Source organism: Rhodococcus sp. 4CII (assembly GCF_014256275.1).
Lineage (GTDB): Bacteria > Actinomycetota > Actinomycetes > Mycobacteriales > Mycobacteriaceae > Rhodococcus_F > Rhodococcus_F wratislaviensis_A.
Window position 1 is genome coordinate 3,039,417 of the sequence record NZ_JACCFE010000002.1, and the last position, 25,584, is coordinate 3,065,000.

Genomic DNA, 25,584 nt, shown 5'->3' on the forward strand with positions numbered 1-25,584 from the left:
CGGATCAGGAAGCAAGTACCCGCTCGCGGCTGGGCAGGTCGAAGCGACGCAGCGCTTCGTCGACGGCGTCGGCGGAGGTGACGAGGCCACGTTCCTCCAGCCACGGAAGCGTGCCGTCGACGAGCTGTTCCAGAACCCTGGGCAGCGACAGCGGCAGCAGCGTCACACCGTCGGCGACGCCGGCCGCCTGGATGTCGGCGATGAGCCCGGCCAGACCCACCGGAGTTCCGACGTACTGCAGCGACACAGGTTCGCGCGGGGTCTCCAGCGCACTGTCGAGGAGAGCGAGTTCCTTGCGCGCCGCACGGGCTTCGGTGGCGATGAGCACCTCGAGGTCCACCAGCACGGTGACGCCGTCGGGGTTCCGGCCGTCCGCGACGAGTTCGGCGCGGATCCGTGCGCGTTGTTGCTGCGCCTCGCGCAGATCGGACGCCCGGATCCGGACGACGTTCGGCGGGAACGACGTGAGGTCGAGCTGATCCGTCGAATCGGCGGTCAGGTCCACCCAGTAGTCGGCACCGTTGATGGGCCGTGTGCCCGCGGCGCCCTCGGCCGCCGGGTGGTGACCCGATCCGGTCAGTTCGACGGCGACGCGAAGGGGACGGGAAACGAAGGCATTGTCTCGAGACATTGGGGTTCCTCGGGAATGACGTGTGAATGAAACGGAGCCGGCAGAACGGTCAGCTCGAACACATACCCGAGGCGGTTCGGCAGAGATCTACATGCCGACGGCACCAGTGAGCAATCATTGTGCTCCCAGCCTGCGATGCCATGGGCTCATACTAGCGCGTCCCGCGAAAAGCGAGTCTCCGGCACCGGATTCCACTGTCCGCTCTCCTTGGCGTAGTCCCAGTTCCGACGGCCGGCGACCAGGGTGCGCACGGCCTGGACCAGTCGATCCACGTCTGCGGAGCAACTGCCGAGCCCGACACTCACCCGGACGGCACCGTCGGGCCGCCCGAGGCGTCTCAGCAGCGGATGCGCGCAGAAGCGGCCGTCGCGTACCCCGATGCCGTGCTCGGCGGACAGGTAGGCGGCGATTTCCCCCGGCTCGAAGCCGTCGATCGTGAACGTCACGATTCCGACCGTGTCGGGGGCGTCCGACCACAGCCGCAGGAACTCCAGACCGTCGACGCAGCCGAGTCCGTCGTGGAGCCGGGCGGTGAGCGCGGCCTCGTGTTCGGCCACGGCGCCGAAGTCCAGCGCGGACAGCGCGTCGCACGCGGCGGCGAGGGCCGCGGCACCGAGCACGTTGGGCGTGCCGGCCTCGTGCCGGGCAGGAGCGGGTGCCCACTGGGTGGATTCGACGGTCACGTTGCGCACCGCTCCGCCGCCTGCGAGGTAGGGATCGGCGGCGTCGAGCCAGTCCCGGCGGCCCACCAGCACACCCGCGCCGAACGGGGCGTACAGCTTGTGCCCGGAGAACGCGAGGTAGTCGACACCGCACTCCGCGAGGTCGATGCGGCGGTGCGGTGCGAGTTGCGCGGCGTCGACGAGAATCCGTGCACCGCAACGATGCGCGACCTCGGCGAGGGCCGCGATCGGCAGCACTTCACCGGTGACGTTGGAGGCACCCGTCACCGCGAGCAGGGCGGTGGGCTTCGAGCACAGTTCCGCGACGAGCAGCCGGACGGTCTCCGCCAGAGTGTCCGCAGCCCTCACGATGCGAGAGCCCTTCCACGGCAACAGATTCGCATGGTGCTCGATGTCGAGAACCACGGTGCTGCCGGGAACGCATCCGGCGAGCAGATTCAGCGAGTCGGTCGTGTTCCGGGTGAACACCACCACCTGGTCGTCGTCCGCACCGACGAACCGGGCAACGGAGTCGCGGGCCTTCTCGTAGCATTCGGTCGAGATCCGCGACGCGTAGCCGGCGCCGCGGTGCACGCTCGAATAGGTGGGCAGCAGCGCCGCGATCCGGTCGGTGACCTGCGCCAGGGCAGGCGCGCTCGCCGCGTAGTCGAAGTTGACGTAGGCGCAGTCGCCGCCCTGCACCAGCGGAACCCGCAGGTCGGAGCCCGAAACTTGGGCCAGCGGGGCTACACACACGTCGGCGGTCAATACAGCAGTCATCACGACATCCCTCGTAGTCAGGGACTCGTCGCAGGGTCGGTGCCCTCTCGGAGTCCGCGCTTGCCGGGTCCGGTGTGAACCACAGCCTGGTCGTCACCCGGAGCACCCCGCCGCGGTGGAGGGTTGCCGACCAGCTAGCCGGGGCTTGACGCTGGTACTCGTGACCTGTTTCGAAGATTGCAGGATCGGCGCGCAGATGTCAACCCGAACGTCGAGAGGACCCGGAGTCGGGGAGGCGAACTCGCGTCAGCGAGGCGTCACCCCGAGGAGCGGCGCCAGCTGATTCGCAATCGGGTTGAGGTCCAGCCTGTTCGGGTCCTTCTTCGGTTTCGAGTCCCACGGCTGAACGGTGGCAGGGTCGCCGAACACGATCCGGTTCGCGCTGCGGACGCCGGTGAGGCTGCCCTGCGGGGCCGCACAGGACGCGGCGGTGTTCTGCGGGAAGTCCTGCTCCGTGTCGTCGAAGTTCGGGTCCTGCCGCTTCATGTCGGCGAGGATCGCCCGAGTGCCCTCGTAGCCGACGGTGCACGACGGGGGGTTGCCGGTCTCGGCCACCAGACCGAGGTGGACGGTCCCGTCGTCGGGCGCGATGGTCGACGACGCCGCCGCCACCCCCGGCAGATAGACGAACAGCGTCTGCAGGGCCGTGGCCTGCGCCGAGATCGTCTTCGCCGTCACCGAGAGGTTGGCACGGTACGTCGTGAGGCCGGGGCCGACGTCCGAGACCAGTTGCCCCAGTTGCTCGCTCGCTGGGTTTGCGTTGTCGATCAGCCGCCGGACGTCGGGGTCGCTGATCCGCAAGCGATCCGCAAGCGAGTCCAGATCTGCACTGAAATCCTCGATCGCCGAGGACTGTTCGGACTGCGTCTCCAGAACAGTCCGGCTGTCGCGCACCAAAGCAACTGTCCGGTCGAGTGATTCGATGCCGGATTCCGACATCCCGGACAGCGAGTCCGCGAGCGACCGAAGGTCGTCCCCTCTGCCGCCGAATGCCGCGCCGAGTTCCGTCACGACGGTATGGAGCGCGTCGATCGGCACGGACTCGGTCAATCCCTGTGTGCCCGCCAGCAATTCTTCGACGGGCACGGGTGTCGAGGTATCGACCGCGGCGATGCGGGATCCGTTCGCCAGGAACGGCCCGCGGTCCGTGTCCGGCTGGAGGTCGACGTACTGCTCGCCGATCGCGGATCTGTTCGCCACAACGGCTTTCGCTGACGCGGGGATGTCGGGGGCGCTCTTGTCGATCTTCAGTTCGACGACGACGCCGTCCGCGGTCAGGGACATCTCCCCGACGCGCCCCACCGGCACGCCGCGGTAGGTGACTTCGGCATTGGTGAAGATTCCGCCCGACGTTTCCAACTCCAGGTTCACGGTGTATTCACCGAAGCCGAGGAGATTGTCGAGGCGCACGTAGTTGGCACCGACGTAGACGAGGCCCGCGAGGGCCACGAGAACGAACCCGATCAGCTGCCACCGGACGAGCGGCGACCTCACCGTCCACCGTCCATGCCACATGAACCGAGCGCCCTCCCGGCTGCGGCGAGTCGGGACCGGCTCGCGGAACGACGGTTGACGTTGGCGGCAGACACAGGCACTCCGATGACAGAGACATACATGAGACTAACGGTCACACATATATCTAGTCCGAACTCGTCAGCTGCGCAAACTCCGCACCGGCGCCGGTGTCGCACGTCACTCACCGGTCTTGACTGAATTTTCAGTTTGGAATATCTTCGGTACCCAACAGGACGTGATGACGGTCACCTCCGCCACCGAAAGTGAGGTCCGCAGTGTCCACGAACCTCGACCCGACGACGCCCCTCGACGACACCGCCCCCTCCCCACCGGAGGACCGCTTCGGACACGTCGAGACGATCGGGGTGGAGTACATCCCCGAATCGGAGCGCGATTCGCGACCGCTCAACATGCTCGCCGTGTTCTTCGGCGGCAATCTGGCGTTCTCGGTGATCGTGTTCGGCTGGCTGCCCATCACATTCGGACTCGGTTTCGGCAGCGCGGTCGCGGCCAGCGCGGTCGGCATCGGGCTCGGCACCCTCCTCATCGCGCCGCTGTCGCTCCTGGGTCCGCGCACCGGCACGAACAACACCGTGTCCAGCGGCGCGCACTTCGGAGTCAGCGGGCGGATGATCGGCTCCGGCCTCACCCTGCTGTTCGCCCTCGCCTATGCGGCGATCGCCGTGTGGACCTCGGGTGACGCACTGATCGCCGCCGCGCACCGCCTGTTCGGCACACCGATCGACAACGGCATGCTCGCGCTCGGTTACGGCATCATCGCCGCCGAAATCGTCGCCGTGGCGCTGTTCGGCCACGGCACGGTGGTCGCGCTCCAGAAGTTCGTGCTGCCCGTCGTCGCCGCGCTCCTTCTCCTCGGCGTGTTCGCTTTCGGTGGGCACTTCCACGGCGCGGACGGGGGCGGTGACTATCTGCTCGGCGGATTCTGGCCCACCTGGATCCTGGCCGTGGTGCTGGCCGTCGGCGGCCCGCTGTCGTACGCCCCCACCTTGGGCGACTACAGCAGGCGGATCTCCCGCGTCCGGTTCACCGACCGTTCCATCGTCGCGGCCACCATGGCCGGCATCTTCTTCGGACTGTTCCTCACCGCGGCGTTCGGGTCGTTCACCGCCTCGACGTTCACCACGCTCAGCGACTCCTACGTCGCCGACCTGGTCGCGGAGGCGCCCGGCTGGTACGTGCTGCCGATCGTCCTCGTCGCCCTCGCGGGCGGCCTCGGGCAGGGCGTCCTCAACGTCTACGCCAGCGGGCTCGACCTGGAAGCGCTGATCCCCCGGTTGCGGCGCGTCCACACCACCCTGATCACGTCGGCGCTCGCCGTCGCACTGCTCTACATCGGCGTCTTCGTCGTCGACGCCGTCGATTCCATCACCGCGATGACGTTGGTGCTCAACGGTTTCGCCGCCCCCTGGGTGGCGATCAACGTCGCCGGGTTCCTGGTGGCGAGGCGAGGACGGTACGACCCCGTCGACCTCCAGGTCTTCAACCTCGGACGCAAGGGTGGGCGGTACTGGTTCACCGGCGGATGGAACCTGCGCGCCGTCATCCCCTGGGCGGCCGGATCCCTGTTCGGCGTTCTCGCCGTCGACACGTCGCTGTACTCCGGGCCCCTTGCCGACATCGCGCACGGTGTCGATGTCAGTCTTGTCGGATCGTCGGCCCTCGCCGTGGCCGGCTACCTCGTCGCGCTGCGACTGTGGCCCGAACGCGTGGCCCCGGTCGAGGCGCCGACACCCTGAGACGGCACGAACCGAAGGAGATTTCCCGATGAGCGAGCGACGCGATGCGATTCTGAAGGCCAGCGCAACGGCCATCGCCCAACGAGGCATCCGCGGGCTTCGCGTCAACGATGTCGCGGAAGTCGCGGGCGTGTCGCCGGGCCTGCTGTACTACCACTTCAAGGATCGCATCGGCCTCCTCGAGGCCGCCCTGAACTACATCAACGACCGCGCCCGCGCCTACCGCAGCGAAGGCGAGGAGTCCAGCGACTCCGCGCGCGACCGGCTCACCCGCTCCCTCCTCGGTGAGATCCAGGACCGCCCGGAGGTCGTGGAGAACTCGTTGGCCTGGAACGAATTACGTGCATCCGCCGTGTACGAGGAGGCCCTGCGGGAGCCACTCGCGCGGACCACCGCGGCCTGGGTCGCGGAGATCGCCGACGCGATCACGCAGGCGCAACTCACCGGCGAGATCTCCCGCTCACTCGACCCCCAGCCCACCGCGGTCACGATGACCGCCCTCGTCGAGGGACTGTCCGGGCGGTGGCTCTGCAAGGAGATCACCACCGCGGACGCCCACTCCCACCTGCTCGGCGCGATCGACGTCGTGATGTCCGAGCCCACCCACCGCACCACCGACACCCCCGTCACCAGACCGAAGGAAGAACAATGACCATCCGCACGATCACCGCGCCGTCCGCACCCTCCTCCCCCGCACGCTCCACGGAGTCCGCGCGCACTCCGCTGCGCGTCGGGTTGGTACAGCACCGCTGGCTGGCCGATCCGGACGCCCTGCGCACCGGGTTGACCGACGCGATCGGCGAAGCGGCGGCACTCGGTGCGACGGTGGTGTTCCTGCCCGAACTCACGCTGTCGAAGTACCCCGCCGACGTCCGCGCAAGCGGTACGCCCGGTCGTGACGCCGAGGACCTGACGACCGGACGCACGTACAGTTTCGCGGCCGCCGCTGCCGCCCGCCACCAGGTCTGCGTCCACGCCTCGCTCTACGAGAAGGCCGACGGCCCTGACGGTCTCGGATTCAACACCGCCATCCTCGTGGCCCCGTCCGGCGAACTGCTCTCCCGGACCCGCAAGCTGCACATCCCCGTCAGCGCCGGTTACTACGAGGACACCTACTTCCGCGGCGGTCCCGCCGACGACGCCTACCCCGTCTACCGGCCTGCCGAACTGGACGGGGCCGCCATCGGACTGCCGACGTGCTGGGACGAGTGGTTCCCCGAGGTCTCCCGCATGTATTCGCTCGGCGGCGCCGAAATCCTGGTCTACCCCACCGCGATCGGGTCGGAGCCGAGCTTCCCCGCGTTCGACACCCAGCCGATCTGGCAGCACGTGATCGTCGGAAACGGCATCACCAGCGGCACATTCATGGTGGTCCCCAACCGCTGCGGCAACGAGGGCGGCATCGACTTCTACGGTTCCTCGTTCATCTCCGACCCGTATGGCCGCGTGCTCGTGTCCGCTCCCCGCGACGAGGAGGCGGTCCTGGTGGCCGACCTCGACCTGGATCAGCGCAAGGACTGGCTCGATCTCTTCCCGTTCCTCGCCACCCGCAGGCCCGACACATACACCCGGCTCACGGACCCGGTCGACCACGAGCACCCCTACGGACTGACGGCGACGGTGGCGGCCGCGGAGATCCGGTCATGACCTGGCGAATGCCCAGCGAGACCGAACCGCAGGAACGGGTGTGGATGGCGTTCCCGCCTCTCGGGGCGTCGATGACCGCAACGGAGACAGACGCCCACGAGGCGCGGACCGCGTGGACCGCGGTCGCTCACGCAGTCGCCGAATTCGAACCGGTCACCATGGTCGTCGATCCGGGGGACCGCGATGCCGCCCGGAAGTACCTGTCCTCGGACGTCGACGTGGTCGAAGCTCCCCTCGACGACGCCTGGATGCGCGACATCGGACCCACGTTCGTCCTCGACGAGGAGAACCGCCTCGGTGCCGTGGACTGGACGTTCAACGGCTGGGGACAACAGGACTGGGCCACCTGGGACCACGACAAGTCGATCGGTGCGGCCGTCACGGCGTGGTCCGGGGCCCGGCCGGTGCCGTCGTCGATGGTCAACGAGGGCGGCGGTATCCAAGTGGACGGGCGCGGAACCGTGCTCGTCACCGAGACGGTGCAACTCGACCCGCTGCGCAACCCGGCACTGGACGCGGCCGGCGTGGAGGCGGAACTCGCGCGCACGATCGGCGCCGAACACGTCGTCTGGCTGCCGCGTGGTCTGACGCGGGATTCCGAGAAGTTCGGCACCAAGGGGCACGTCGACATCGTCGCGGCGCTCCCCGCGCCCGGGGTGGTGCTGCTGCACGCCCAGCGCGACCGATCCCATCCCGACCACGAGGTGACCGCCGAGATCCGGAAGGTACTCGCCGACAGCCGTGACCGTTCCGGTGCGCGGTGGGAGATCGTCGACGTGCCCGCCCCGAACGTCCTGCGCGACGAGGACGGCTGGGTCGATTACAGCTACATCAACCATCTCGTCGTCAACGGCGGTGTCATCGCGTGCGGCTTCGACGACCCCCGGGATGCTGTCGCCCGCGACATCCTGTCGGGCGTCTATCCCGGACGCCGCGTCGTGACGGTGGACGCACGGCAGATCTTCGCGCGGGGCGGCGGCATCCACTGCATCACCCAGCACCAGCCGCGCGGGCGAATCTAACGGGCACCGTCCACCTCCGCCAGTCGCCTGGCGAGGAAACGACGGGTCGGTTCGTTCGCCGCCAGTCCGATTGCGGCGCGGTACTCCTCGCTCGATTCGGCGTGCCTGCCTGCTCGGCGCAGCAGGTCGGCACGAGTGGCGTGCAGGGTGTGCGTCCGCGCCAGCCGCGGGTTCCCGGCGAGCGCGTCCAACTCGGCGAGTCCGGCGTCGGGACCGTCCCGGAATCCCACCGCGACAGCACGATTGAGACGGACCGCGGGCGAGTTCCCGTACGCGCAGAGTTCGTCGTATCCAGCGACCACGGCGTTCCAGTCGGTCGCCGCCCAATTCGGCGCGGTGGCGTGGGCGGCGGCGATCGCGGCCTGCGCGCCGTACGGACCGCCTCCCCGGCGCCGCGCGGCCCGCAGGCACACGACGCCCTCCGTGATCTTCGTCCGGTCCCACCTCCTGCGGTCCTGGTCCTCGAGGGTGACGAGATCGCCGCCATCGTCGGTGCGCTCGGCCCGCCTGCTGTCGTGGAACAGCATGAGCGCCAGCAGCGCCCACGCCTCCCCCTCGTCCGGCATCAGCTCGCACAGCAGCCGGCCGAGCCGCAGCGCCTCGTCGCAGAGTTCGTCCCGGATCGCGGTGTCGCCGGCCGTGGCCGAATAGCCCTCGGTGAACACCAGGTAGATGCAGGCCAGCACCTGCGGGGTGCGCTCGGGCAGCAGATGGTCGGGCGGGACCCGGAACGGGATACCGGCGGTCCGGATCTTCGATTTGGCGCGGGTGAGTCGCTGGGACACGGTGGGTTCCGGGGCGAGGAACAACCGGGCGATCTCCGCCGGCCGCAGTCCGGCCACCAGCCGCAGCGTCAACGCCACCTGCGACTCCGGGGACAGCGCCGGGTGGCAGCACGTGAACATGAGCCGCAACTGGTCGTCACGCACTGGCCACACCTCTTCCTCGTCCGGCGGCGGAACGAGCCGCGCCGCATCGTGCTCCTTGTCGCCGCGCAACGACTCCCGGCGCAGCCGGTCCAGTGCCCGGTGGCGGGCGACGGTCGTGATCCATGCGCCCGGGTTCCTCGGCAGACCCGCATCCGGCCAGCTGCGGAGCGCCTCGGCGAAGGCGTCCTGCACCGCATCCTCCGCGAGGGACAGGTCGCCGATCATGCGCGCCACCGTCGCCAGAGCCCGGCCGGATTCCTCCCGGAAGATGCGGCTCAGAGTGTTGTCGTCCATTACTCGCCGTCGGCGACGATCTGCCGGAGTTCGATGCATCCTTTCGGCGACACCGGAATCTTCGCCGCCCACGCGATCGCTGCCTCACGGTCGTCGGCGGCGAGCACGTAGAGGCCGTTCGCGACTTCCGCGGTCTCGGCGAAGGGTCCGTCGGTGAGTAGGAGTTCCCCGTCCCGGACGCGGATCGTGGTCGCGGAGTCCGGCGTGTGCAGGGCTCCACCGCCGCGGATCGCGGACCCGGCGAGGCGGCCGAACTTCTCGTGCTCGGCCATGCCCTCGTCCCACTGGGGCGTGCCCGGCGATACCGCCGCCGCCACCGGTTCCCGGAGCAGCGCCAGCCAGCAGCCCTTCTGATCGGTCACGGGCATCCACTCGACCATCGGCCACAGTTCGACGGACCCCTCGGCGGCCTCGGGAATGTGCCGCGCGATCTCCAGCACCTCGTCGAGGTCCGATCCCTGGAGAACGTAGAAACCGCCGATCACCTCCGCCGTTTCCGCGAACGGGCCGTCCGTGATCAGCGCACGCCCGTCCTCGTTTCTGACGGTCGCCGCCTCCGTGCTCGGGTACAGGGCTCCGCCGCCCGCGAGCGCGGAACCGGCGCGCTCCCAGAACGCCCGATGGCGGCCCAGTGCAACGGCGAACTCCGGGCTGTCCGGACCCCATTCGGTGGCGTTCGTCTCGCCCGCCAGCAATGCCAGGTAGTACATGACGTCATCCTTCCGCGATTCGAAGGAACTCGGGTGCTCCTTCTGACCAGACGACGAAGAAGTCGGGCGGACTTCTACATGTGCGGCGAGAAACCTGCGAACGACAGGTGAAGAATGGTCGACGAAGCCCTACCCACCACCAACTGTTCACCATCTGGTCACGTGATCGTGAGATAACGGGCCGTACGCACCACCACCGCTCAGAGAAGGAATCCTGGATTGTCTCTCCAGTCGCCGACGGATTCGGACCTGTCGCTCCGTATACCCCGGGAATTCCTCCGCCGCGAATTCGCGCCGGCGCCGCGCACCCTCGTCGACATCCTGGTCGCGACAGCCGAGGCGAACCCCGAAGCCCCGGCGATCGACGACGGCACGACTTCGCTGACGTACCGCGAACTGCTCGAGGAGATCCGACAGACGGCCGAGGTCCTCGCCGATTCGGGCGTCGGGGCCGGCGATCGGGTCGGTATCCGCATGCCGTCCGGGTCCTGCTCGCTGTACGTCGCGATCCTCGCGACGCTCGCCGTCGGCGCCGCCTACGTTCCGGTCGACGCGGACGACCCCGAGGAACGCGCCGAACTCGTGTTCGGTGAGGCGCAGGTCCGGTGTGTGGTGACCGGCTCAGGTATCACCGCGGGCACCGCCCCCGACAGGGAAGAGTCGCCGAGCGCCCGCCCGCCGACCGTCGACGACGACGCCTGGATCATCTTCACCTCCGGATCCACCGGCACCCCCAAAGGCGTCGCGGTGAACCATCGCAACGCGGCGGCCTTCGTGGACGCCGAGGCCCGGATGTTCCTGCGTGAAGACCCGATCCGGCCCGGAGACCGGGTGCTGGCCGGACTGTCGGTGGCGTTCGACGCGTCCTGCGAGGAGATGTGGCTCGCGTGGCGGCACGGTGCCTGCCTCGTTCCCGCGCCCCGGTCCCTGGTCCGCAGCGGCATGGATCTCGGCCCGTGGCTCGTCGCACGCGACGTCAGCATCGTCTCGACGGTGCCGACCCTGGCATCGCTGTGGCCCGCCGAGGCCCTCGAGGCCGTGCGCCTGCTGATCTTCGGCGGCGAGGCCTGCCCGCCCGAACTGGCGGAGCGGCTGGCCGTCGACGGACGCGAGGTGTGGAACACGTACGGGCCCACCGAGGCGACGGTCGTGGCCTGCGGCGCGCTGATGGACGGCAAGAGTCCGGTCAGCATCGGACTCCCGCTGGACGGCTGGGATCTCGCCGTCGTCGACGCGGCCGGCGAACCCGTGCCCGAGGGTGAGGTGGGTGAACTGGTCATCGGCGGTGTCGGCCTGGCCCGGTACCTCGACCCGGCGAAGGACGCCGAGAAGTACGCCCCGATGCCGACGCTCGGCTGGGAGCGCGCCTACCGCAGCGGCGACCTCGTCCGACTCGACCGCAGCGGGCTGCTGTTCCAGGGTCGCGCGGACGATCAGGTGAAACTCGGTGGCAGGCGCATCGAGCTGGGCGAGGTCGACAACGCCCTGCAGAATCTTCCCGGCGTCGGCGGTGCGGCCGCGGCCGTGCGCAGGACCGGTGCCGGTCACCAGATCCTCGTCGGCTATCTGGCCAGCACCAACCCTGACTTCGACCTCAAGGCCGCGCACGCCGCGCTCGTCGAGCAGCTCCCGGCGGCGCTGGTCCCCCGGCTGGTGCTGGTCGACGAACTGCCCACCCGAACGTCGGGCAAGGTCGACCGGAACGCCCTCCCCTGGCCCCCGCCGGGCGTCGACGACGCCGCCGAGAAATTGGGTCTCGAGGGCACGCAGGCGTGGGTCGCGGGGTTGTGGGCGTCGATTCTCGGCGCCGAGATCACGGGGCCCGACGACGATTTCTTCGAACTCGGCGGCGGATCCCTCTCCGCCGCCCAACTGGTCACGGCGCTGCGCGAACGGTTCCCCGAAGTGACGGTCGCGCAACTCTACGACCATCCGCGGCTCGGTTCACTCGCCGAATACCTCGACCAGCTGGCGCCGATCGACGCCGCCGAACCCCGCGTGGTGGTCCCGACTCCGCGTCGAAGCCAGCTCGCGCAGATCGCGGCGACCGTTCCGCTCACCACCCTCACCGGTCTGCAGTGGGTCACCTGGTTGGCGATTGCGAACAACGTCTTCTCGTGGTTCACGACCGTGTCCTGGGCGCCGACGGTGTCGTGGTGGTGGATTCTGCTCGCCTTCTTCGCGTTCATCAGCCCGGTGGGCCGGATGGCGATCTCGGTGCTCGGTTCACGGATCCTGCTGCGGGGGCTCGAACCGGGAACCTATCCCCGAGGGGGCAGTGAACACCTGAGACTGTGGGTGGCCCTGCGCCTCACCGAGGCCAGCGGCGCCGCGAACCTGTCCGGCGCCCCCTGGATGCTTTATTACGCGCGGGCACTCGGCGCCACGGTCGGCAGGGGCGTCGACCTGCACACCCTGCCGCCGGTCACCGGCATGCTCGAACTCGGCGACGGCTGCTCGGTCGAACCCGAGGTCGACCTGTCCGGGCACTGGGTCGACGGCGACGTCGTCCACATCGGCGGGATCAAGATCGGTCCCGGCGCGTCGGTGGGCGCCCGATCGACGCTGCTGCCCGGCGCCGCCATCGGGCGGGGCGCCGAGGTCGAGGCCGGCTCCGCCGTGTTCGGGCGCGTCAAGGCCAATCAGCACTGGGCCGGTTCACCCGCGGTCAAGGTGGGCAAGGCCGTCCACCCGTGGCCCGAGGAGACGCCGCGGCGTGCGTCGTACTGGGTTCCCGTGTTCGGCGGGACGTCGATGCTCATCGCCGGGCTGCCGATCTTCGCGCTCGTCGCCGGAATCGTGCTCATCGGGTGGTGGATCCGCGACGCTGGCACGCTCGGGTCCGCGGTGCTCCAGTCGCTGGTGATCCTGCCCGCCGCGACGCTCGTCAGCCTCGCCGTGTTCGCCGGCCTCACGGTCGTGTCCGTCCGGCTGCTGTCGATCGGGCTGCGGGAGGGGTACCACCCGGTCCGCAGTCGCATCGGCTGGCAGGTGTGGGCCACCGAACGGCTCATGGACTCCGCCCGCACCTTCCTGTTTCCGCTGTACGCGAGCCTGCTGACGCCGGGATGGCTGCGGTTGCTGGGCGCCCGGATCGGCAAGAACGTGGAAGCGTCGACCGTGCTCATGCTGCCGAAGTTCACGACCGTCGCCGACGGCGCGTTTCTCGCCGACGACACGATGATCGCGAGCTACGAACTCGGCGGCGGTTGGATGCACATCGAACACGCCAAGGTCGGCAAGCGCGCGTTCCTCGGCAATTCCGGGATGACCGGTCCAGGTCGGCGGGTTCCCAAGAACGGGCTCGTCGCGGTGCTGTCGGCCACACCGTCGAAGGCGAAATCGGGTTCGTCCTGGCTGGGCAGTCCCCCCGTCCGTCTCCGGAGGGCGCCCGGTGACACCGACGCCAGCCGCACGTTCCGCCCGCCGTACCGGCTCAAGGTGGCGCGCGCCTTCGTCGAGACGTGCCGCCTCATTCCGGTGATGGTGACGTTCGGGATCGGGCTCGGCGTGTTGTTCGCGCTGCAGGTCATGGCCGACCGCGTCGGTTTCTGGCTCGCGGGGCTCGCCGGCGGCATCGTCCTCCTCGTTGCGGGTGCGGTCGCCGGGCTGATCTCCATAATCGCGAAATGGCTGGTCGTCGGACGCATCGGGAAGATCGAGCACCCACTGTGGAGTTCGTTCGTGTGGCGGAACGAGGTGTCGGACGCGTTCGTCGAGACCGTCGCCGCGCCCTGGTTCGCCCGCGCCGCCACCGGCACCGCCGTGCTTAACGTCTGGTTGCGGGGCCTCGGCGCCACCATCGGCAAGGGCGTGTGGTGTGAAACCTACTGGCTTCCCGAGGCCGATCTGGTGACGCTGGGCGACGGCGCGACCGTGGAACGGGGGTGCGTCGTGCAGACTCACCTGTTCCATGATCGGATCATGTCCATGGACACCGTCATCCTCGGGGCCGGCGCCACCCTCGGCCCGCACTGCGTCGCGCTGCCCGCCGCCCGGATCGGGGAAGGAGCCACGGTCGGCCCGGCCTCCCTCGTCATGCGCGGCGACACGGTGCCGCCGTCCACGCGCTGGCAGGGCAACCCGATCGCCCCGTGGCCGGGCGCGTGAAGCCCGCCAAGGGGATCGACGAGCCGGTCGACCCGTACCTCCCCCAGAACGGCAACCGCGGATACCGGGTGTCGCGGTACGACCTCGAACTCACGTACAAGGTCCACAGCAACCGGTTGGCGGGCAAAGCCACGATCACGGCGGTGGCCACCGAGACACGGTCCCGGTTCGCCCTCGACCTCGCGGCCAACCTGCACGTCACCAAGGTCGCGGCCAACGGGTCCCGCAGCACGAAATGGCTGCACCGGAACGGGAAGCTGATCGTCACTCCGGCCCGGGAGATTCCGGCCGGCGCCGCTCTGGTGCTCACCGTCCAGTACGGGGGTTCCCCGAAACCGATCCGCAGCGTGTGGGGCGAGGTCGGCTGGGAGGAACTGTCCGAGGGAGCGCTCGTCGCCAGCCAGCCCAACGGCGCGGCGTCCTGGTTTCCCTGCGACGACCATCCGAGTTCGAAGGCCAGTTACCGCATCTCGATCTCGACCGATTCACCGTACTACGCGGTCGCCAACGGCACCCTCGTCAGCAAGCAGACCCGGGCCAGTCAGACCACGTGGGTGTACGAGCAGACCGAGCCGATGTCGAGCTATCTGGCCACCGTCCAGATCGGGCCGTACGAGCGCCGCAGCTTCGGGTCCGGTGGTGTTCCGATGTTCGCCGTCCACCCGCCGCGACTGCGTGCGTCGTTCGACGTGGACTTCGGCCGGCAGCCTCAGATGATGGACCTGTTCGGCCGGTTGTTCGGACCGTACCCGTTCGCCGACTACACGGTGGTGGTGGCGGACGACGAGTTGGAGATCCCGCTCGAGGCGCAGGGACTGTCGATCTTCGGCGCCAACCATTGCACCGGCCGGCGCTGGTCCGAACGTCTGGTGGCGCACGAGCTCGCCCATCAGTGGTTCGGCAACAGCCTGACGCTCGGTCAGTGGCGGGACATCTGGTTGCACGAGGGATTCGCCTGTTACGCGGAGTGGATCTGGTCGGAGAATTCGGGTGGGCCGTCGGCGCATCGGCTGGCTCTGCAGGCGCATCAGGGTCTGTCCCGGAAACCGCAGGATCTGGTGATCGCCGACCCGGGACCGCAATTGATGTTCGACGACCGCGTCTACAAGCGGGGTGCGCTCACGCTCCACGCACTACGACGCCGGCTCGGCGACGACAAGTTCTTCGCGTTGCTCCGGGAGTGGACGCTGGCCCACCGCTACTCCACGGTCACGAGTGAGCAGTTCACCGATCTGGCAACCCACTACACGGACGAGCCGCTGCGCCGGCTGTGGGACTCCTGGCTCGGGGAGAAGACGCTGCCGTCGATGTGATCCGCCGCCTCCTGATTCGGGAGGTGCGAGCGCCACTTCGCAACTGCGAGCGCAAGGCATCCCGCGGCCGCGACCGCGCCGAACACGAACATTCGCGGATATGTCACCGCCGGGAACGTCTCGGACAGGTAGGCCATCACGGCGGGCATCCCGAATCCCAGGTACGTCAGCGAGTAGAAGACGGCGGTCAGTCCGGCGAGGTCGTCCGGTCCCGCTATCCGCTGGATCTCCTGCAGTCCCGACACCATGGCCATGCCGTATCCGCAGCCGAGCACGACGCCGGCCACGAGCGCGAGCGGAACGGTGAGCGCGGACGCGGCGGCGACGGCCGCGACCATGCCTGCGAGGACGACGGCGAGCGAGACGACGACGGCGCGTGCGCTGCGGGGAGTGTCGATCTTGCGGCCGAGTGCCTGGATGGCGAAGCCCGCTCCGAGGCCGAGCATGCACATCAGCGCGGAGAACGCGAGCGGCAACCCGCCGGTGTGCCCGGACATCAGCGACGGGAGCACCGCGTAGGCCGCGGCCGCCGTACCGAACACCCAGGGTGCGAGCGGGGCGATCACGAACAGGAATCGCTTGTGTGCGGCGGACGGGATCGCGAGGTCGCGGACGAGCGAAACCCGTTCGGAGACAGGCTGTGCCGCGCGGGTTTCGGGGGCACGCCACAGTGCGACGGCAGCGGAGACGGCGATCGCGCTGTGCACGACGTAGGACAGGACGCTCGGCATCGGCGCCCACTGCGCGAGAACACCGGCGACGCCCGCGCCGAGGCCGAAACCACCGGTCAGGCTCATCGCGGCCCGCCGCGCCCCGGCGCCGTCCGTGGCCACCGGGTCCCAGGGCGCGGTCGACAGTTCCTTCACCCAGCTGCCGCCGACGGCCATGCCGAGGCCGAGCGCGACGCCGCACAGGACCCGCCCGACGATGAGCATCGCCGCCGAGTCGGCGCCGAGGGCCAGGAGTGCGGAGCCGGCCACCGTCAGGAATGGTGCCGGCAGCAGGATCGGCCGACGTCCCAGCCGATCGGAGAGTGGGCCGCCCAGGAGCAGGGCGGGCACGATCCCGACGACGTAGGCGAACAGGAAGAGATCGACCGTCACCGGTGCGAAACCGTGGTCGGCGCGGTACATGCCCAGGAGCGGCGTGAACTGGTTGCCGCCCCACGCCACCGCGAACATGGTCGTGGCCACCAGCAGCCAGGCGCGCGGCGACGCGAGGGCCTCGGGCACCTTCGCCGGGGATTCGCGGACGACCGTCATCGCGCAACTCCTCTCGGATTGAGGGCGTGGACCTGGCGCATGTGGACGAGCACGGCGGCGTCGAACCCGGCGACGTCCCCGGCCGCGACGAGTTCGGTCAGACGCTCGTGGTCGGCAATGATCTTGGGCAGCTGTCCCGGATCGCGCGCGATCGAGTGGGCCGTCATCCGGCGCTGCCGCTCACGGATGCTGGAGTAGAACGTGGCGAGCAACGGGTTTTCCCCGGCCTCGACGATCATCCGGTGGAAGTCGGCGTCGGCGGCGCTGAAGGCGGCGACGTCGCCCCGCTCGGCGATCGCCCGCTGTTCGACCAGGTTCTCGCGGAGCCTGGCGACGAGGAGTTCCCGTGGGCGGGGCTGGTCGGCGAGCAGCCGGACGCTGTGCGTCTCGACCAGCTGGCGGGCGTCGACCACGTGTTCCGCCTCGCCGTCCGCGACGGGTACGACGAGCGCGCCCCGCTTCGGGTACAGCCGCATCCAGCCCTCGGCCTCGAGCCGGAGGAACGCTTCGCGCACGGGGGTGCGGCTCAGGCCCATGCGTCCGGCGATCTCGCCCTCGCTGATCAACTCACCGCCGGGCAGACCGCCCGACAGGATGAGCTCCTTGACCTCGCGATAGGCCTGCTCCGCAGCGGAATACAACATAGACACAAGATGTATTTATACCGCGCACCCGCTGTCGCGTCTATGGCGCCGCGGCGACTGTGAGCTCTATCTCCAGAGGTGCACCGGACGGCAGGGGGGTGTCCACGCCGAGGTCACGCGCGCAGGCGATCCGCATTCTCGAGAATCGCGGCGCGGAGCGCCTGCTCCGGCTCGCTGAGAACACTCCGGCGGGCCTCCAGCACGAATTCGACGTCGACCGCGGGCCCCCAGTCCTCACGCGAGCGCATCCGCACCGGGACCAATCCGGCAGGGGGCAGGGTCTCGGCGTGGAATACGACGCCGAGACCGGCAAGACACGCGGCGCGGAGTCCGTTCAAACTGTCGGTCACACAGGCCACGCGCGCACCGCGTCCGGACTTCTCCAGGACGTCGAGCGCCGCTTGCCTCGTGATCGACGGCGGCGGATACGCCACCAGCGGCACCGGTCCCTCGGTGTCCAGAACGAAATCGGGTGCGGCGAAGAAGGCCAGCCGGTCGGTCCACACGAGCTCACCGTGCCGATCCCCGCGGCGACGCTTCCCGAAGACCAGGTCCAGGCTGCCGTCGTGCAGTTGCCGGAACAGCACTTCGCTCAACGCGACGGTGAGCTCGAGATCGACGAGCGGGTGACTGCGGCGGAACTCCCCCAGAATCCGAGGGAGTTCGTGCAGGACCAGATCCTCGGACGCTCCGAACCGGACGCGTCCACGCACACCGGATTGCGTGAAGTAGCGCTCGGCATCCGAATGCCGCTCGAGTATCGAGGTCGCGAAACCCACCATCACGGAGCCGTCCGCGGTCAATTCGACCGAGTGCGTGTCGCGCAGGAACAGGCGCCGCCCGGCAGCGATCTCCAGCTTTGCCACATGCTGGCTGACGGTCGACTGCCGCAGATTCAGACGCCGGGCCGCGGCGGTGAAACTGCGGGTGCGCGCCACTGCCAGGAAGCTCCGAAGTTGGACGGGATCGAACATGTCCCATTGTTATCACGGTTCAGCATTACAGTAATCGTGACTATCGCCTTCCGGAATATCGGCAGCGTGCCTAGGGTTTACCCCATGCTGACGAAGATCCCGCTCCTCGGACGTCTCGATCCCTTCATTGTCGGCATCCTGATCACGGTCGGGATCGCCAGCCTGATACCCGCCGACGGCACGGCGCTGACCGCGTTCACCTGGGCCACGAAAGTGGCCGTCGGACTTCTGTTCTTCCTCTACGGCGCAAGACTGTCCAGCCAGGAGGCGCTGCACGGTCTGCGGCACTGGCGTCTGCACGTCACCATCCTCGCGGCGACGTTCGTGATCTTTCCCCTGCTCGGGATCGCCGCGCGCGTCCTGGTGCCGACGGTCCTGACGCAACCCCTGTACCTCGGCCTCCTCTACGTCTGCCTGCTGCCGTCGACGGTCCAGTCGTCCATCGCGTTCGTGTCCATCGCCCGCGGCAACGTGCCCGGCGCGATCGTCAGCGCCTCGTTCTCCAACATCCTCGGCATCGTCGTCACCCCGCTGCTCGTCGCGTTGCTGATGACGAGTGAGGGGGCGGGTTTCGACGCGTCCTCCGCGATCGGCATCCTCGTCATGCTCCTGCTCCCGTTCATCGCCGGCCAGGTCCTGCGACGGTGGATCGGGACCTGGGTTACGGCGCACGGCGCGCCGCTCAAACTCGTCGACCGAGGGTCGATTCTGCTGGTTGTCTACGTCGCGTTCAGCGAGGGCATGAACGAGGGCATCTGGGGCACGCTCTCCGTCGGCCGGTTGCTCGCACTGCTGGCGGTGTGCGCGGTGTTGCTCGCGATCGTTCTGTCCCTCACCTGGTTCGGGTCGAAGCGTCTCGGTTTCGACCGGGCGGACCAGATCACGATCACGTTCTGCGGATCGAAGAAGAGCCTCGCGACCGGGCTCCCGATGGCCACCGTCCTGTTCGCCAGCCAACCGATCGGCCTGATCGTGTTGCCACTCATGCTGTTCCACCAGTTGCAGCTGCTGGTATGCGCGTGGATGGCGGGCAGGCTGGCACGGCGCGCCGCGTCCGAAGAACCGGACCTCGCGACGACGTCGCGCTAGCCGGAACTCAGTTGGCCAGCACGGCCTTCAGGAAGGTCTTGGTGCGCTCGTGCTTCGGCGCGGTGAAGATCGTCGCCGGGTCGCCTTCCTCCACGATCCGGCCGGCATCGAACATCATCACCCGGTTCGAGACGTCCCGCGCGAATTGCATCTCGTGCGTGACGATCAGCATCGTGATGTCCGTAGTGCGGGCCACGTTCCTCAGTACGTCGAGGACATCCGCCACCAGTTCCGGATCCAGCGCCGACGTGACCTCGTCGAGCAACAGAATGTCGGGGTCCATGGCCAAGGCTCGCGCGATCGCGACCCGCTGCTGCTGACCACCGGACAGTTGCGTCGGGTGCGCGGTCTCCTTGTCCGAGAGCCCTACCATCTCGAGCAACTCGCGTGCACGCTTCACCGCAGCGGCCTTGTCGAGTCCGAGGACGTGAATCGGCGCTTCGGTGATGTTCTCGATCACGTTCATGTTGGGAAACAGGTTGAACTGCTGGAAGACCATGCCGATCCGGCGACGTATCCGGCGGGTGTACTTTTCCGACGCCGGGACGAGTTTGTTTCCCTTCTCCTCGTGCGTCAGGCGGTCTCCGTCTACCCAGATGACTCCGTCGTTCACCTTCTCGAGCGTCATGACCAGTCGCAGGATGGTCGTCTTTCCCGAACCGCTCGGACCGATCAGGGTCACCCGGTCGCCGCGTGCGACCTGGAAATCCAGATGGTCGAGCACGACGTGGTCGCCGAATTGCTTCACGACGTCGTCGAATCGGATCATCGGGGTTGCTGCACTCGCATCATCGGGCAAGACGTCTCTCCAATCGCCGTATGAGCAGGGACGTCGGGTAGCTGGCCAGCAGGAAGATCACACCTGCCAGGGTCAGTGGTTCGAGGTACTGGAAATGCCGGGCGCCGAACTGCTGTGCTGCCGTCACCATCTCCACGACCGTGATCGCGAACAGGAACGGCGTGTCCTTGAACATCGACACCGCGTAGTTGCCCAGCGCCGGGACGACGCGACGGATGGCCTGCGGGAGGATGATCGCCCGCCACGTCCGAGTGGGCGCAATCGACAGCGCCTGCGCCGCCTCCCACTGCCCGACGGGCACCGCTTCGATCCCTGCCCGGTACACCTCCGCCATGTACGTCGAGTAGTGGATTCCCAGCACCACGACACCGATCTGCAGCGGCGAGAGTCCGGTGAACGTGTAGTACACGAACAGCAATTGCACGACGAGCGGGGTGAGCCGGATGAACTCACTGATCGCACGGACCGGCATGCCGACCCATCGCGGTGCCGCCTGCCGGATCAGCGCGATAACCAGTCCGAGGACGACGGAGATCAGAAACCCGAGAACCGTTGCGATCAAGGTGATCTTGAATCCGTCGAGCAGCACCGGCAGAGCCTCGAACGCACGATCCCAACTCCATTGCACGCTCACTGTTTCGCGGCCTCCAGTCCCCTGGGATCGGAGGGGGCGAGGCTGAAGATCTCACGCAGCGACGGCCCGGTGCCGAGGCGATTCTTGGCGCGCACCTCCAGCGCGTTCATCAGCAATGTCAGGACGTAGCCGATGACGAAATAGATGACGAGTCCGACGCCGAACGCGAAGAGGGTGTTCCCGGTTGTTTGCCGGAGCTGGTCGATTTCGAAGGTCAAGTCCTGCAGAAGAATGTAGCTCGCGAGCGCCGTTCCCTTGAGGAGCTGGATCAGGAGGTTCGTCAGTGGGGGAATCATCTCCGCCCACGCTTGCGGGAGGACCACCCGGCGCAGCCGCTGCCAGTGGCTGAAGTCCAGCGCCGTCGCTGCCTCCCACTGCGACTGCGGCACCGAGTTGATGGCGCCTCGAACCACCTCGGCTCCGTAGGCGCCATAGTTCAGTCCGAGCGCGAGGATCCCGCACAGCACCGGATCGAGGAGATAGCCGAACAGCGGGACCACGTAGAACAACCAGAACAGCTGCACCAACAGCGAAGTGCCTCGGAAGAATTCGATGAATGCACGCGCCGAGCCTCTGATCACGATGTTGTGCGCACGTGCCGCCAGCCCGAGGGCCAGCGCAAGGACGAAGGCCAGGAGCGCACCACCCGCCGTCAGTTCGAGCGTGACGACGATGCCTTCCTGGATGCTCGGCCACGCATCCAGCAGCGCGTCGATGTTCTCCTTCACAGGCAGTGGACCAAGGCGCTCAGCCGGCCCCGCCGCACAGTTTGGCCGTCGTCAGATTCGGGTCGGGCAGTTCCTCCGCGGTGAATCCGAACGGTCCGACGATGGACAGGTACTTGTCCTTGTCAGAGGTGATCTTCGCCAGTTCGGCGTTGTAGGCGTCCCGCAACTCCGTGTCCTCCTTACGGAAGACGGTGCCGCCCGCACCCACCTGGGGCACCCCGTCGATCACGGCGACGAACGAGTTGGTGACCTCCACCGGCACCTGTGGATTGTTCTGCGCCAGCCAGTTCAGCGAGATTCCGGTAAGCGCGAAGACATCCGCTCTTCCGTTTGCGACGGCGTCCATTCCGTCCTGCGGCGACGCCACCTGCATCGCGTCGATCCCGAGTTCCTGCGCATAGTCCGATTCGATCGCCCCGGTCATCGCTGCCATTCGCACTCCGCTCTGCTGCACCGACTGCATGTCCGTGAGGTTCGCGGGATTGCCTTTGGGGACCATCAGCGCGGTCGTGTAGTTGAACTCCGGCTCACTGAACGCTGCCTGTTCGCATCGCTGCGGGAGGATCGACATGCCGGCACTGACGACGTCGAAGCGCCGAGCCTGAAGTCCGGGGATGAGTGCGCCGAAGTCGGTGCTGACGCCTTCGACATTGTCGATGCCCAGGTTCTTGAAGATTTCCCGGTGCAGCGCCACGGTGGCTCCGGTCAGCTGTCCGTCCTGCTCGAAGCTGTACGGCGCTTCGCCGGCGAAACCGACGGTCACCGTTCCGCTGTCCTGCAGCTGCTGAAGGAGTGACCCGCCGCTGGACGTGTCGGTCTTCGTGCACCCCGCCAGGGAACCGGCCGCCACCATCAGGCCGGCGAGGGCGACAGCGGCTCTGACCGTCGGACCTTGTTTCGACATCGCGCTCGTCACCACAGATTCCCTTCGTCACCTCGGGTGATCCGGGCGGGTGCGCACGCTCGGCACGATCCCACCGGATCTGCCCGGGCCACGTTACGCAGGCGAACGACTCGCCATAGGCGAACCGTGGGGACGTTACCTCAGCGTTATCAAGCAGAGGTCCGACAGGGCTATAGAAAAGCCGAAAGCCCCCCAACGGTGTTGGGGGGCTTTCGGTAACGGATGTTCGGCGGTGTCCTACTCTCCCACACCCTGTCGGGTGCAGTACCATCGGCGCTGGAGGGCTTAGCTTCCGGGTTCGGAATGGGACCGGGCGTTTCCCCTCCGCTATGGCCGCCGTAACTCTATGAAACTGTCACACGGAACATCGGCGAAGATCCCACCACCCAGGTGGTGGTGTTCTTCGTGGTCTGCTCCGAAACGTGTGTTGTTTCAGATACCGCACAGTGGACGCGTAGCTTCTTTGTGGTAAGTCCTCGGCCTATTAGTACCAGTCACCTGCATCCGTTACCGGACTTCCAGTTCTGGCCTATCAACCCGGTGGTCTGCCGGGGGCCTTACCCCCTCGAGGGGGTGAGAAACCTCATCTTGGAACAGGCTTCCCGCTTAGATGCTTTCAGCGGTTATCCCTTCCGAACGTAGCTAACCAGCGGTGCTCCTGGTGGAACAACTGGCACACCAGAGGTTCGTCCGTCCCGGTCCTCTCGTACTAGGGACAGCCTTCCTCAAGTTTCTAACGCGCGCGGCGGATAGAGACCGAACTGTCTCACGACGTTCTAAACCCAGCTCGCGTGCCGCTTTAATGGGCGAACAGCCCAACCCTTGGGACCTACTCCAGCCCCAGGATGCGACGAGCCGACATCGAGGTGCCAAACCATCCCGTCGATATGGACTCTTGGGGAAGATCAGCCTGTTATCCCCGGGGTACCTTTTATCCGTTGAGCGACACCGCTTCCACTTGCCGGTGCCGGATCACTAGTCCCGACTTTCGTCCCTGCTCGACCTGTCAGTCTCACAGTCAAGCTCCCTTGTGCACTTGCACTCGACACCTGATTGCCAACCAGGCTGAGGGAACCTTTGGGCGCCTCCGTTACATTTTGGGAGGCAACCGCCCCAGTTAAACTACCCACCAGGCACTGTCCCTGAACCAGATCATGGTCCGAGGTTAGAGGTCCAATACGATCAGAGTGGTATTTCAACAACGACTCCACACTCACTGGCGTGAGCGCTTCACAGTCTCCCACCTATCCTACACAAACCGAACCGAACACCAATACCAAGCTGTAGTGAAGGTCCCGGGGTCTTTTCGTCCTGCCGCGCGTAACGAGCATCTTTACTCGTAATGCAATTTCGCCGAGTCTATGGTTGAGACAGCTGAGAAGTCGTTACGCCATTCGTGCAGGTCGGAACTTACCCGACAAGGAATTTCGCTACCTTAGGATGGTTATAGTTACCACCGCCGTTTACTGGGGCTTAAATTCTCAGCTTCGCTCCGAGGAGCTAACCGGTCCTCTTAACCTTCCAGCACCGGGCAGGCGTCAGTCCGTATACATCGTCTTACGACTTCGCACGGACCTGTGTTTTTAGTAAACAGTCGCTTCTCACTGGTCTCTGCGGCCCCACCCAGCTCACACTGCAAGAGTGATCACCGGACGAGGCCCCCCTTCTCCCGAAGTTACGGGGGCATTTTGCCGAGTTCCTTAACCATAGTTATCTCGATCGCCTTAGTATTCTCTACCTGACCACCTGTGTCGGTTTGGGGTACGGGCCGTGTGAAAGCTCGCTAGAGGCTTTTCTCGGCAGCATAGGATCACTGAATTCGCCTCATTCGGCTATGCGTCACCTCTCAGGCTGTGTGAATGGCGGATTTGCCTACCATTCGCCCTACAGGCTTACACCAGTATTACCACTGACTGGCTCAGCTACCTTCCTGCGTCACCCCATCGCTTGGCTACTACCAGATCAGGTCCCATGCATCCACGTCCAGGGCCCCCGAAGGGACGTAAGGACGCTTCAGGATGGTTAGTATCACTGATTCACCAGGGGCGCGTTCACACGGGTACGGGAATATCAACCCGTTGTCCATCGGCTACGCCTGTCGGCCTCGTCTTAGGTCCCGACTCACCCTGGGCGGATTAACCTGGCCCAGGAACCCTTGGTCATTCGGCGGACGAGTTTCTCACTCGTCTTTCGCTACTCATGCCTGCATTCTCACTCGTGTGGCCTCCACGGCTGGGTCACCCCGCCGCTTCCATGGCCACACGACGCTCCCCTACCCATCCACACCACTGCCCACGACTCCGCAGAATCGCAGGGGTGCATTGTGTGAATGCCGCAGCTTCGGTGGTGTACTTGAGCCCCGCTACATTGTCGGCGCAGGATCACTTGACCAGTGAGCTATTACGCACTCTTTCAAGGGTGGCTGCTTCTAAGCCAACCTCCTGGTTGTCTTCGCGACCCCACATCCTTTTCCACTTAGTACACGCTTAGGGACCTTAGCTGGCGATCTGGGCTGTTTCCCTCTCGACTACGAACCTTATCGCCCGCAGTCTCACTGCCGCGCTCTCACTCACCGGCATTCGGAGTTTGGCTGATTTCGGTAAGCTTGTGGGCCCCCTAGACCATCCAGTAGCTCTACCTCCGGTGAGAAACACGCGACGCTGCACCTAAATGCATTTCGGGGAGAACCAGCTATCACGGAGTTTGATTGGCCTTTCACCCCTACCCACAGCTCATCCCCTCAGTTTTCAACCTAAGTGGGTTCGGTCCTCCACGACGTCTTACCGTCGCTTCAACCTGGCCATGGGTAGATCACTCCGCTTCGGGTCTAGAACATGCCACTACGGACGCCCTATTCGGACTCGCTTTCGCTACGGCTACCCCACACGGGTTAACCTCGCGACATGCCACTAACTCGCAGGCTCATTCTTCAAAAGGCACGCCATCACCCCCCACACCGAAGTGTGCAAAGGCTCTGACGGATTGTAAGCGCACGGTTTCAGGTACTATTTCACTCCCCTCCCGGGGTACTTTTCACCTTTCCCTCACGGTACTAGTCCGCTATCGGTCACCAGGGAGTATTCAGGCTTATCGGGTGGTCCCGACAGATTCACACCAGATTTCACGGGCCCGGTGCTACTTGGGTTTCCATCACAACAGTCGTCACATTTTCGTGTACGG

20 protein-coding genes, 2 rRNA genes and 1 riboswitch (1 of these 23 cut by a window edge) are annotated in these 25,584 nt (G+C 66.8%); of the genes, 7 read left to right on the top strand and 15 right to left on the bottom strand.

What is annotated here, in order from left to right; all coding sequences use genetic code 11:
* Nucleotides 1-4 precede the first annotated feature (4 nt).
* The 4 genes from H0B43_RS14795 to H0B43_RS14805 form a co-directional block, all read right to left on the bottom strand.
* Entirely contained in the window at nucleotides 5-631 is a 627-nt protein-coding gene (locus H0B43_RS14795; RefSeq protein ID WP_185727230.1) for a hypothetical protein, read from the bottom strand.
* A 49-nt stretch (nucleotides 632-680) separates the two neighbouring features.
* Entirely contained in the window at nucleotides 681-773 is a 93-nt protein-coding gene (locus H0B43_RS43140; RefSeq protein WP_368680942.1) for a putative leader peptide, read from the bottom strand.
* Between the two features lie 4 nt (nucleotides 774-777).
* A complete protein-coding gene (locus tag H0B43_RS14800; RefSeq protein ID WP_185727229.1) occupies nucleotides 778-2,073 on the bottom strand; it encodes an aminotransferase class V-fold PLP-dependent enzyme in 1,296 nt (431 codons plus the stop codon).
* A gap of 51 nt (nucleotides 2,074-2,124) precedes the next feature.
* Nucleotides 2,125-2,239, bottom strand: a riboswitch (SAM riboswitch).
* Between the two features lie 80 nt (nucleotides 2,240-2,319).
* Complete coding sequence (locus tag H0B43_RS14805; protein ID WP_185727228.1) at nucleotides 2,320-3,567, bottom strand: MlaD family protein; 1,248 nt, start codon at nucleotides 3,565-3,567, stop codon at nucleotides 2,320-2,322.
* 296 nt (nucleotides 3,568-3,863) lie between these two features.
* Here H0B43_RS14805 and H0B43_RS14810 point away from each other — a divergent pair, with 296 nt between their 5' ends.
* Genes H0B43_RS14810 through H0B43_RS14825 form a run of 4 tightly spaced genes read left to right on the top strand, consistent with a single transcriptional unit; the run spans nucleotide 3,864 to nucleotide 8,014 of the window.
* Entirely contained in the window at nucleotides 3,864-5,345 is a 1,482-nt protein-coding gene (locus H0B43_RS14810) for a cytosine permease (protein ID WP_185727227.1), read from the top strand.
* A 28-nt stretch (nucleotides 5,346-5,373) separates the two neighbouring features.
* Nucleotides 5,374-5,997, top strand: a complete 624-nt coding sequence (locus H0B43_RS14815; RefSeq protein WP_185727226.1) for a TetR/AcrR family transcriptional regulator — start codon at nucleotides 5,374-5,376, stop codon at nucleotides 5,995-5,997.
* A complete protein-coding gene (locus H0B43_RS14820) occupies nucleotides 5,994-6,992 on the top strand; it encodes a nitrilase-related carbon-nitrogen hydrolase (protein ID WP_185727225.1) in 999 nt (332 codons plus the stop codon). Before H0B43_RS14815 ends, H0B43_RS14820 begins: the two co-directional genes overlap by 4 nt.
* A complete protein-coding gene (locus H0B43_RS14825) occupies nucleotides 6,989-8,014 on the top strand; it encodes an agmatine/peptidylarginine deiminase (RefSeq protein ID WP_185727224.1) in 1,026 nt (341 codons plus the stop codon). Before H0B43_RS14820 ends, H0B43_RS14825 begins: the two co-directional genes overlap by 4 nt.
* On the opposite strand, the gene H0B43_RS14830 is transcribed toward H0B43_RS14825, so the two are convergent.
* The gene (locus H0B43_RS14830) at nucleotides 8,011-9,237 is read right to left on the bottom strand and encodes an RNA polymerase sigma factor (protein WP_185727223.1); all 1,227 of its coding nucleotides are present in this window, start codon (nucleotides 9,235-9,237) and stop codon (nucleotides 8,011-8,013) included. The genes H0B43_RS14825 and H0B43_RS14830 overlap by 4 nt on opposite strands.
* Nucleotides 9,237-9,947, bottom strand: a complete 711-nt coding sequence (locus H0B43_RS14835; RefSeq protein WP_185727222.1) for a YciI family protein — start codon at nucleotides 9,945-9,947, stop codon at nucleotides 9,237-9,239. Before H0B43_RS14835 ends, H0B43_RS14830 begins: the two co-directional genes overlap by 1 nt.
* Nucleotides 9,948-10,166: 219 nt before the next feature.
* On the opposite strand from H0B43_RS14835, the gene H0B43_RS14840 reads away from it, so the two are divergent.
* The gene (locus H0B43_RS14840) at nucleotides 10,167-14,057 is read left to right on the top strand and encodes a Pls/PosA family non-ribosomal peptide synthetase (protein ID WP_185727221.1); all 3,891 of its coding nucleotides are present in this window, start codon (nucleotides 10,167-10,169) and stop codon (nucleotides 14,055-14,057) included.
* Nucleotides 14,042-15,370 (top strand): M1 family metallopeptidase, encoded by a 1,329-nt coding sequence (locus H0B43_RS14845; RefSeq protein ID WP_312033742.1) that lies wholly within the window; start codon nucleotides 14,042-14,044, stop codon nucleotides 15,368-15,370. Before H0B43_RS14840 ends, H0B43_RS14845 begins: the two co-directional genes overlap by 16 nt.
* On the opposite strand, the gene H0B43_RS14850 is transcribed toward H0B43_RS14845, so the two are convergent.
* The 3 genes from H0B43_RS14850 to H0B43_RS14860 form a co-directional block, all read right to left on the bottom strand.
* Complete coding sequence (locus tag H0B43_RS14850) at nucleotides 15,301-16,632, bottom strand: MFS transporter (protein ID WP_185727220.1); 1,332 nt, start codon at nucleotides 16,630-16,632, stop codon at nucleotides 15,301-15,303. The two genes, H0B43_RS14845 and H0B43_RS14850, sit on opposite strands and share 70 nt — an antisense overlap.
* On the bottom strand, nucleotides 16,629-17,276 hold the full coding sequence (locus tag H0B43_RS14855; RefSeq protein WP_185727219.1) for a GntR family transcriptional regulator: 648 nt from the start codon (nucleotides 17,274-17,276) through the stop codon (nucleotides 16,629-16,631). The genes H0B43_RS14850 and H0B43_RS14855 overlap by 4 nt, the downstream gene beginning before the upstream one ends.
* Before the next feature lie 113 nt (nucleotides 17,277-17,389).
* On the bottom strand, nucleotides 17,390-18,250 hold the full coding sequence (locus H0B43_RS14860; protein WP_185727218.1) for a LysR family transcriptional regulator: 861 nt from the start codon (nucleotides 18,248-18,250) through the stop codon (nucleotides 17,390-17,392).
* A gap of 84 nt (nucleotides 18,251-18,334) precedes the next feature.
* Here H0B43_RS14860 and H0B43_RS14865 point away from each other — a divergent pair, with 84 nt between their 5' ends.
* Complete coding sequence (locus H0B43_RS14865) at nucleotides 18,335-19,339, top strand: bile acid:sodium symporter family protein (protein ID WP_185727217.1); 1,005 nt, start codon at nucleotides 18,335-18,337, stop codon at nucleotides 19,337-19,339.
* Between the two features lie 7 nt (nucleotides 19,340-19,346).
* On the opposite strand, the gene ehuA is transcribed toward H0B43_RS14865, so the two are convergent.
* From ehuA to H0B43_RS14895, 6 genes are all read right to left on the bottom strand, one after another.
* Nucleotides 19,347-20,108 (bottom strand): ectoine/hydroxyectoine ABC transporter ATP-binding protein EhuA, encoded by a 762-nt coding sequence (gene ehuA / locus H0B43_RS14870; RefSeq protein ID WP_185727216.1) that lies wholly within the window; start codon nucleotides 20,106-20,108, stop codon nucleotides 19,347-19,349.
* Between the two features lie 19 nt (nucleotides 20,109-20,127).
* Entirely contained in the window at nucleotides 20,128-20,772 is a 645-nt protein-coding gene (gene ehuD, locus H0B43_RS14875) for an ectoine/hydroxyectoine ABC transporter permease subunit EhuD (protein WP_185727215.1), read from the bottom strand.
* Entirely contained in the window at nucleotides 20,769-21,500 is a 732-nt protein-coding gene (ehuC, locus tag H0B43_RS14880) for an ectoine/hydroxyectoine ABC transporter permease subunit EhuC (protein WP_185727214.1), read from the bottom strand. The genes ehuD and ehuC overlap by 4 nt, the downstream gene beginning before the upstream one ends.
* Nucleotides 21,501-21,519: 19 nt before the next feature.
* Nucleotides 21,520-22,404 carry an ectoine/hydroxyectoine ABC transporter substrate-binding protein EhuB gene (gene ehuB / locus H0B43_RS14885; protein WP_185727213.1) on the bottom strand — a complete coding sequence of 295 codons (885 nt, stop codon included), beginning with the start codon at nucleotides 22,402-22,404 and terminating at the stop codon, nucleotides 21,520-21,522.
* Nucleotides 22,405-22,628: 224 nt separating this feature from the next.
* Nucleotides 22,629-22,745 (bottom strand): 5S ribosomal RNA (gene rrf, locus H0B43_RS14890).
* A gap of 123 nt (nucleotides 22,746-22,868) precedes the next feature.
* Nucleotides 22,869-25,584, bottom strand: a 23S ribosomal RNA gene (locus H0B43_RS14895) (it continues 418 nt past the right edge of the window).

Coding starts and splice junctions, on each gene's coding strand:
- H0B43_RS14795 (WP_185727230.1), bottom strand. CDS start 631: ATGTCTCGAGACAATGCCTTCGTTTCCCGTCCCCTTCGCGTCGCCGTC.
- H0B43_RS43140 (WP_368680942.1), bottom strand. CDS start 773: ATGGCATCGCAGGCTGGGAGCACAATGATTGCTCACTGGTGCCGTCGG.
- H0B43_RS14800 (WP_185727229.1), bottom strand. CDS start 2,073: ATGACTGCTGTATTGACCGCCGACGTGTGTGTAGCCCCGCTGGCCCAA.
- H0B43_RS14815 (WP_185727226.1), top strand. CDS start 5,374: ATGAGCGAGCGACGCGATGCGATTCTGAAGGCCAGCGCAACGGCCATC.
- H0B43_RS14820 (WP_185727225.1), top strand. CDS start 5,994: ATGACCATCCGCACGATCACCGCGCCGTCCGCACCCTCCTCCCCCGCA.
- H0B43_RS14825 (WP_185727224.1), top strand. CDS start 6,989: ATGACCTGGCGAATGCCCAGCGAGACCGAACCGCAGGAACGGGTGTGG.
- H0B43_RS14830 (WP_185727223.1), bottom strand. CDS start 9,237: ATGGACGACAACACTCTGAGCCGCATCTTCCGGGAGGAATCCGGCCGG.
- H0B43_RS14835 (WP_185727222.1), bottom strand. CDS start 9,947: ATGTACTACCTGGCATTGCTGGCGGGCGAGACGAACGCCACCGAATGG.
- H0B43_RS14850 (WP_185727220.1), bottom strand. CDS start 16,632: ATGACGGTCGTCCGCGAATCCCCGGCGAAGGTGCCCGAGGCCCTCGCG.
- H0B43_RS14855 (WP_185727219.1), bottom strand. CDS start 17,276: ATGTTGTATTCCGCTGCGGAGCAGGCCTATCGCGAGGTCAAGGAGCTC.
- H0B43_RS14860 (WP_185727218.1), bottom strand. CDS start 18,250: ATGTTCGATCCCGTCCAACTTCGGAGCTTCCTGGCAGTGGCGCGCACC.
- H0B43_RS14865 (WP_185727217.1), top strand. CDS start 18,335: ATGCTGACGAAGATCCCGCTCCTCGGACGTCTCGATCCCTTCATTGTC.
- ehuA (WP_185727216.1), bottom strand. CDS start 20,108: ATGATCCGATTCGACGACGTCGTGAAGCAATTCGGCGACCACGTCGTG.
- ehuB (WP_185727213.1), bottom strand. CDS start 22,404: ATGTCGAAACAAGGTCCGACGGTCAGAGCCGCTGTCGCCCTCGCCGGC.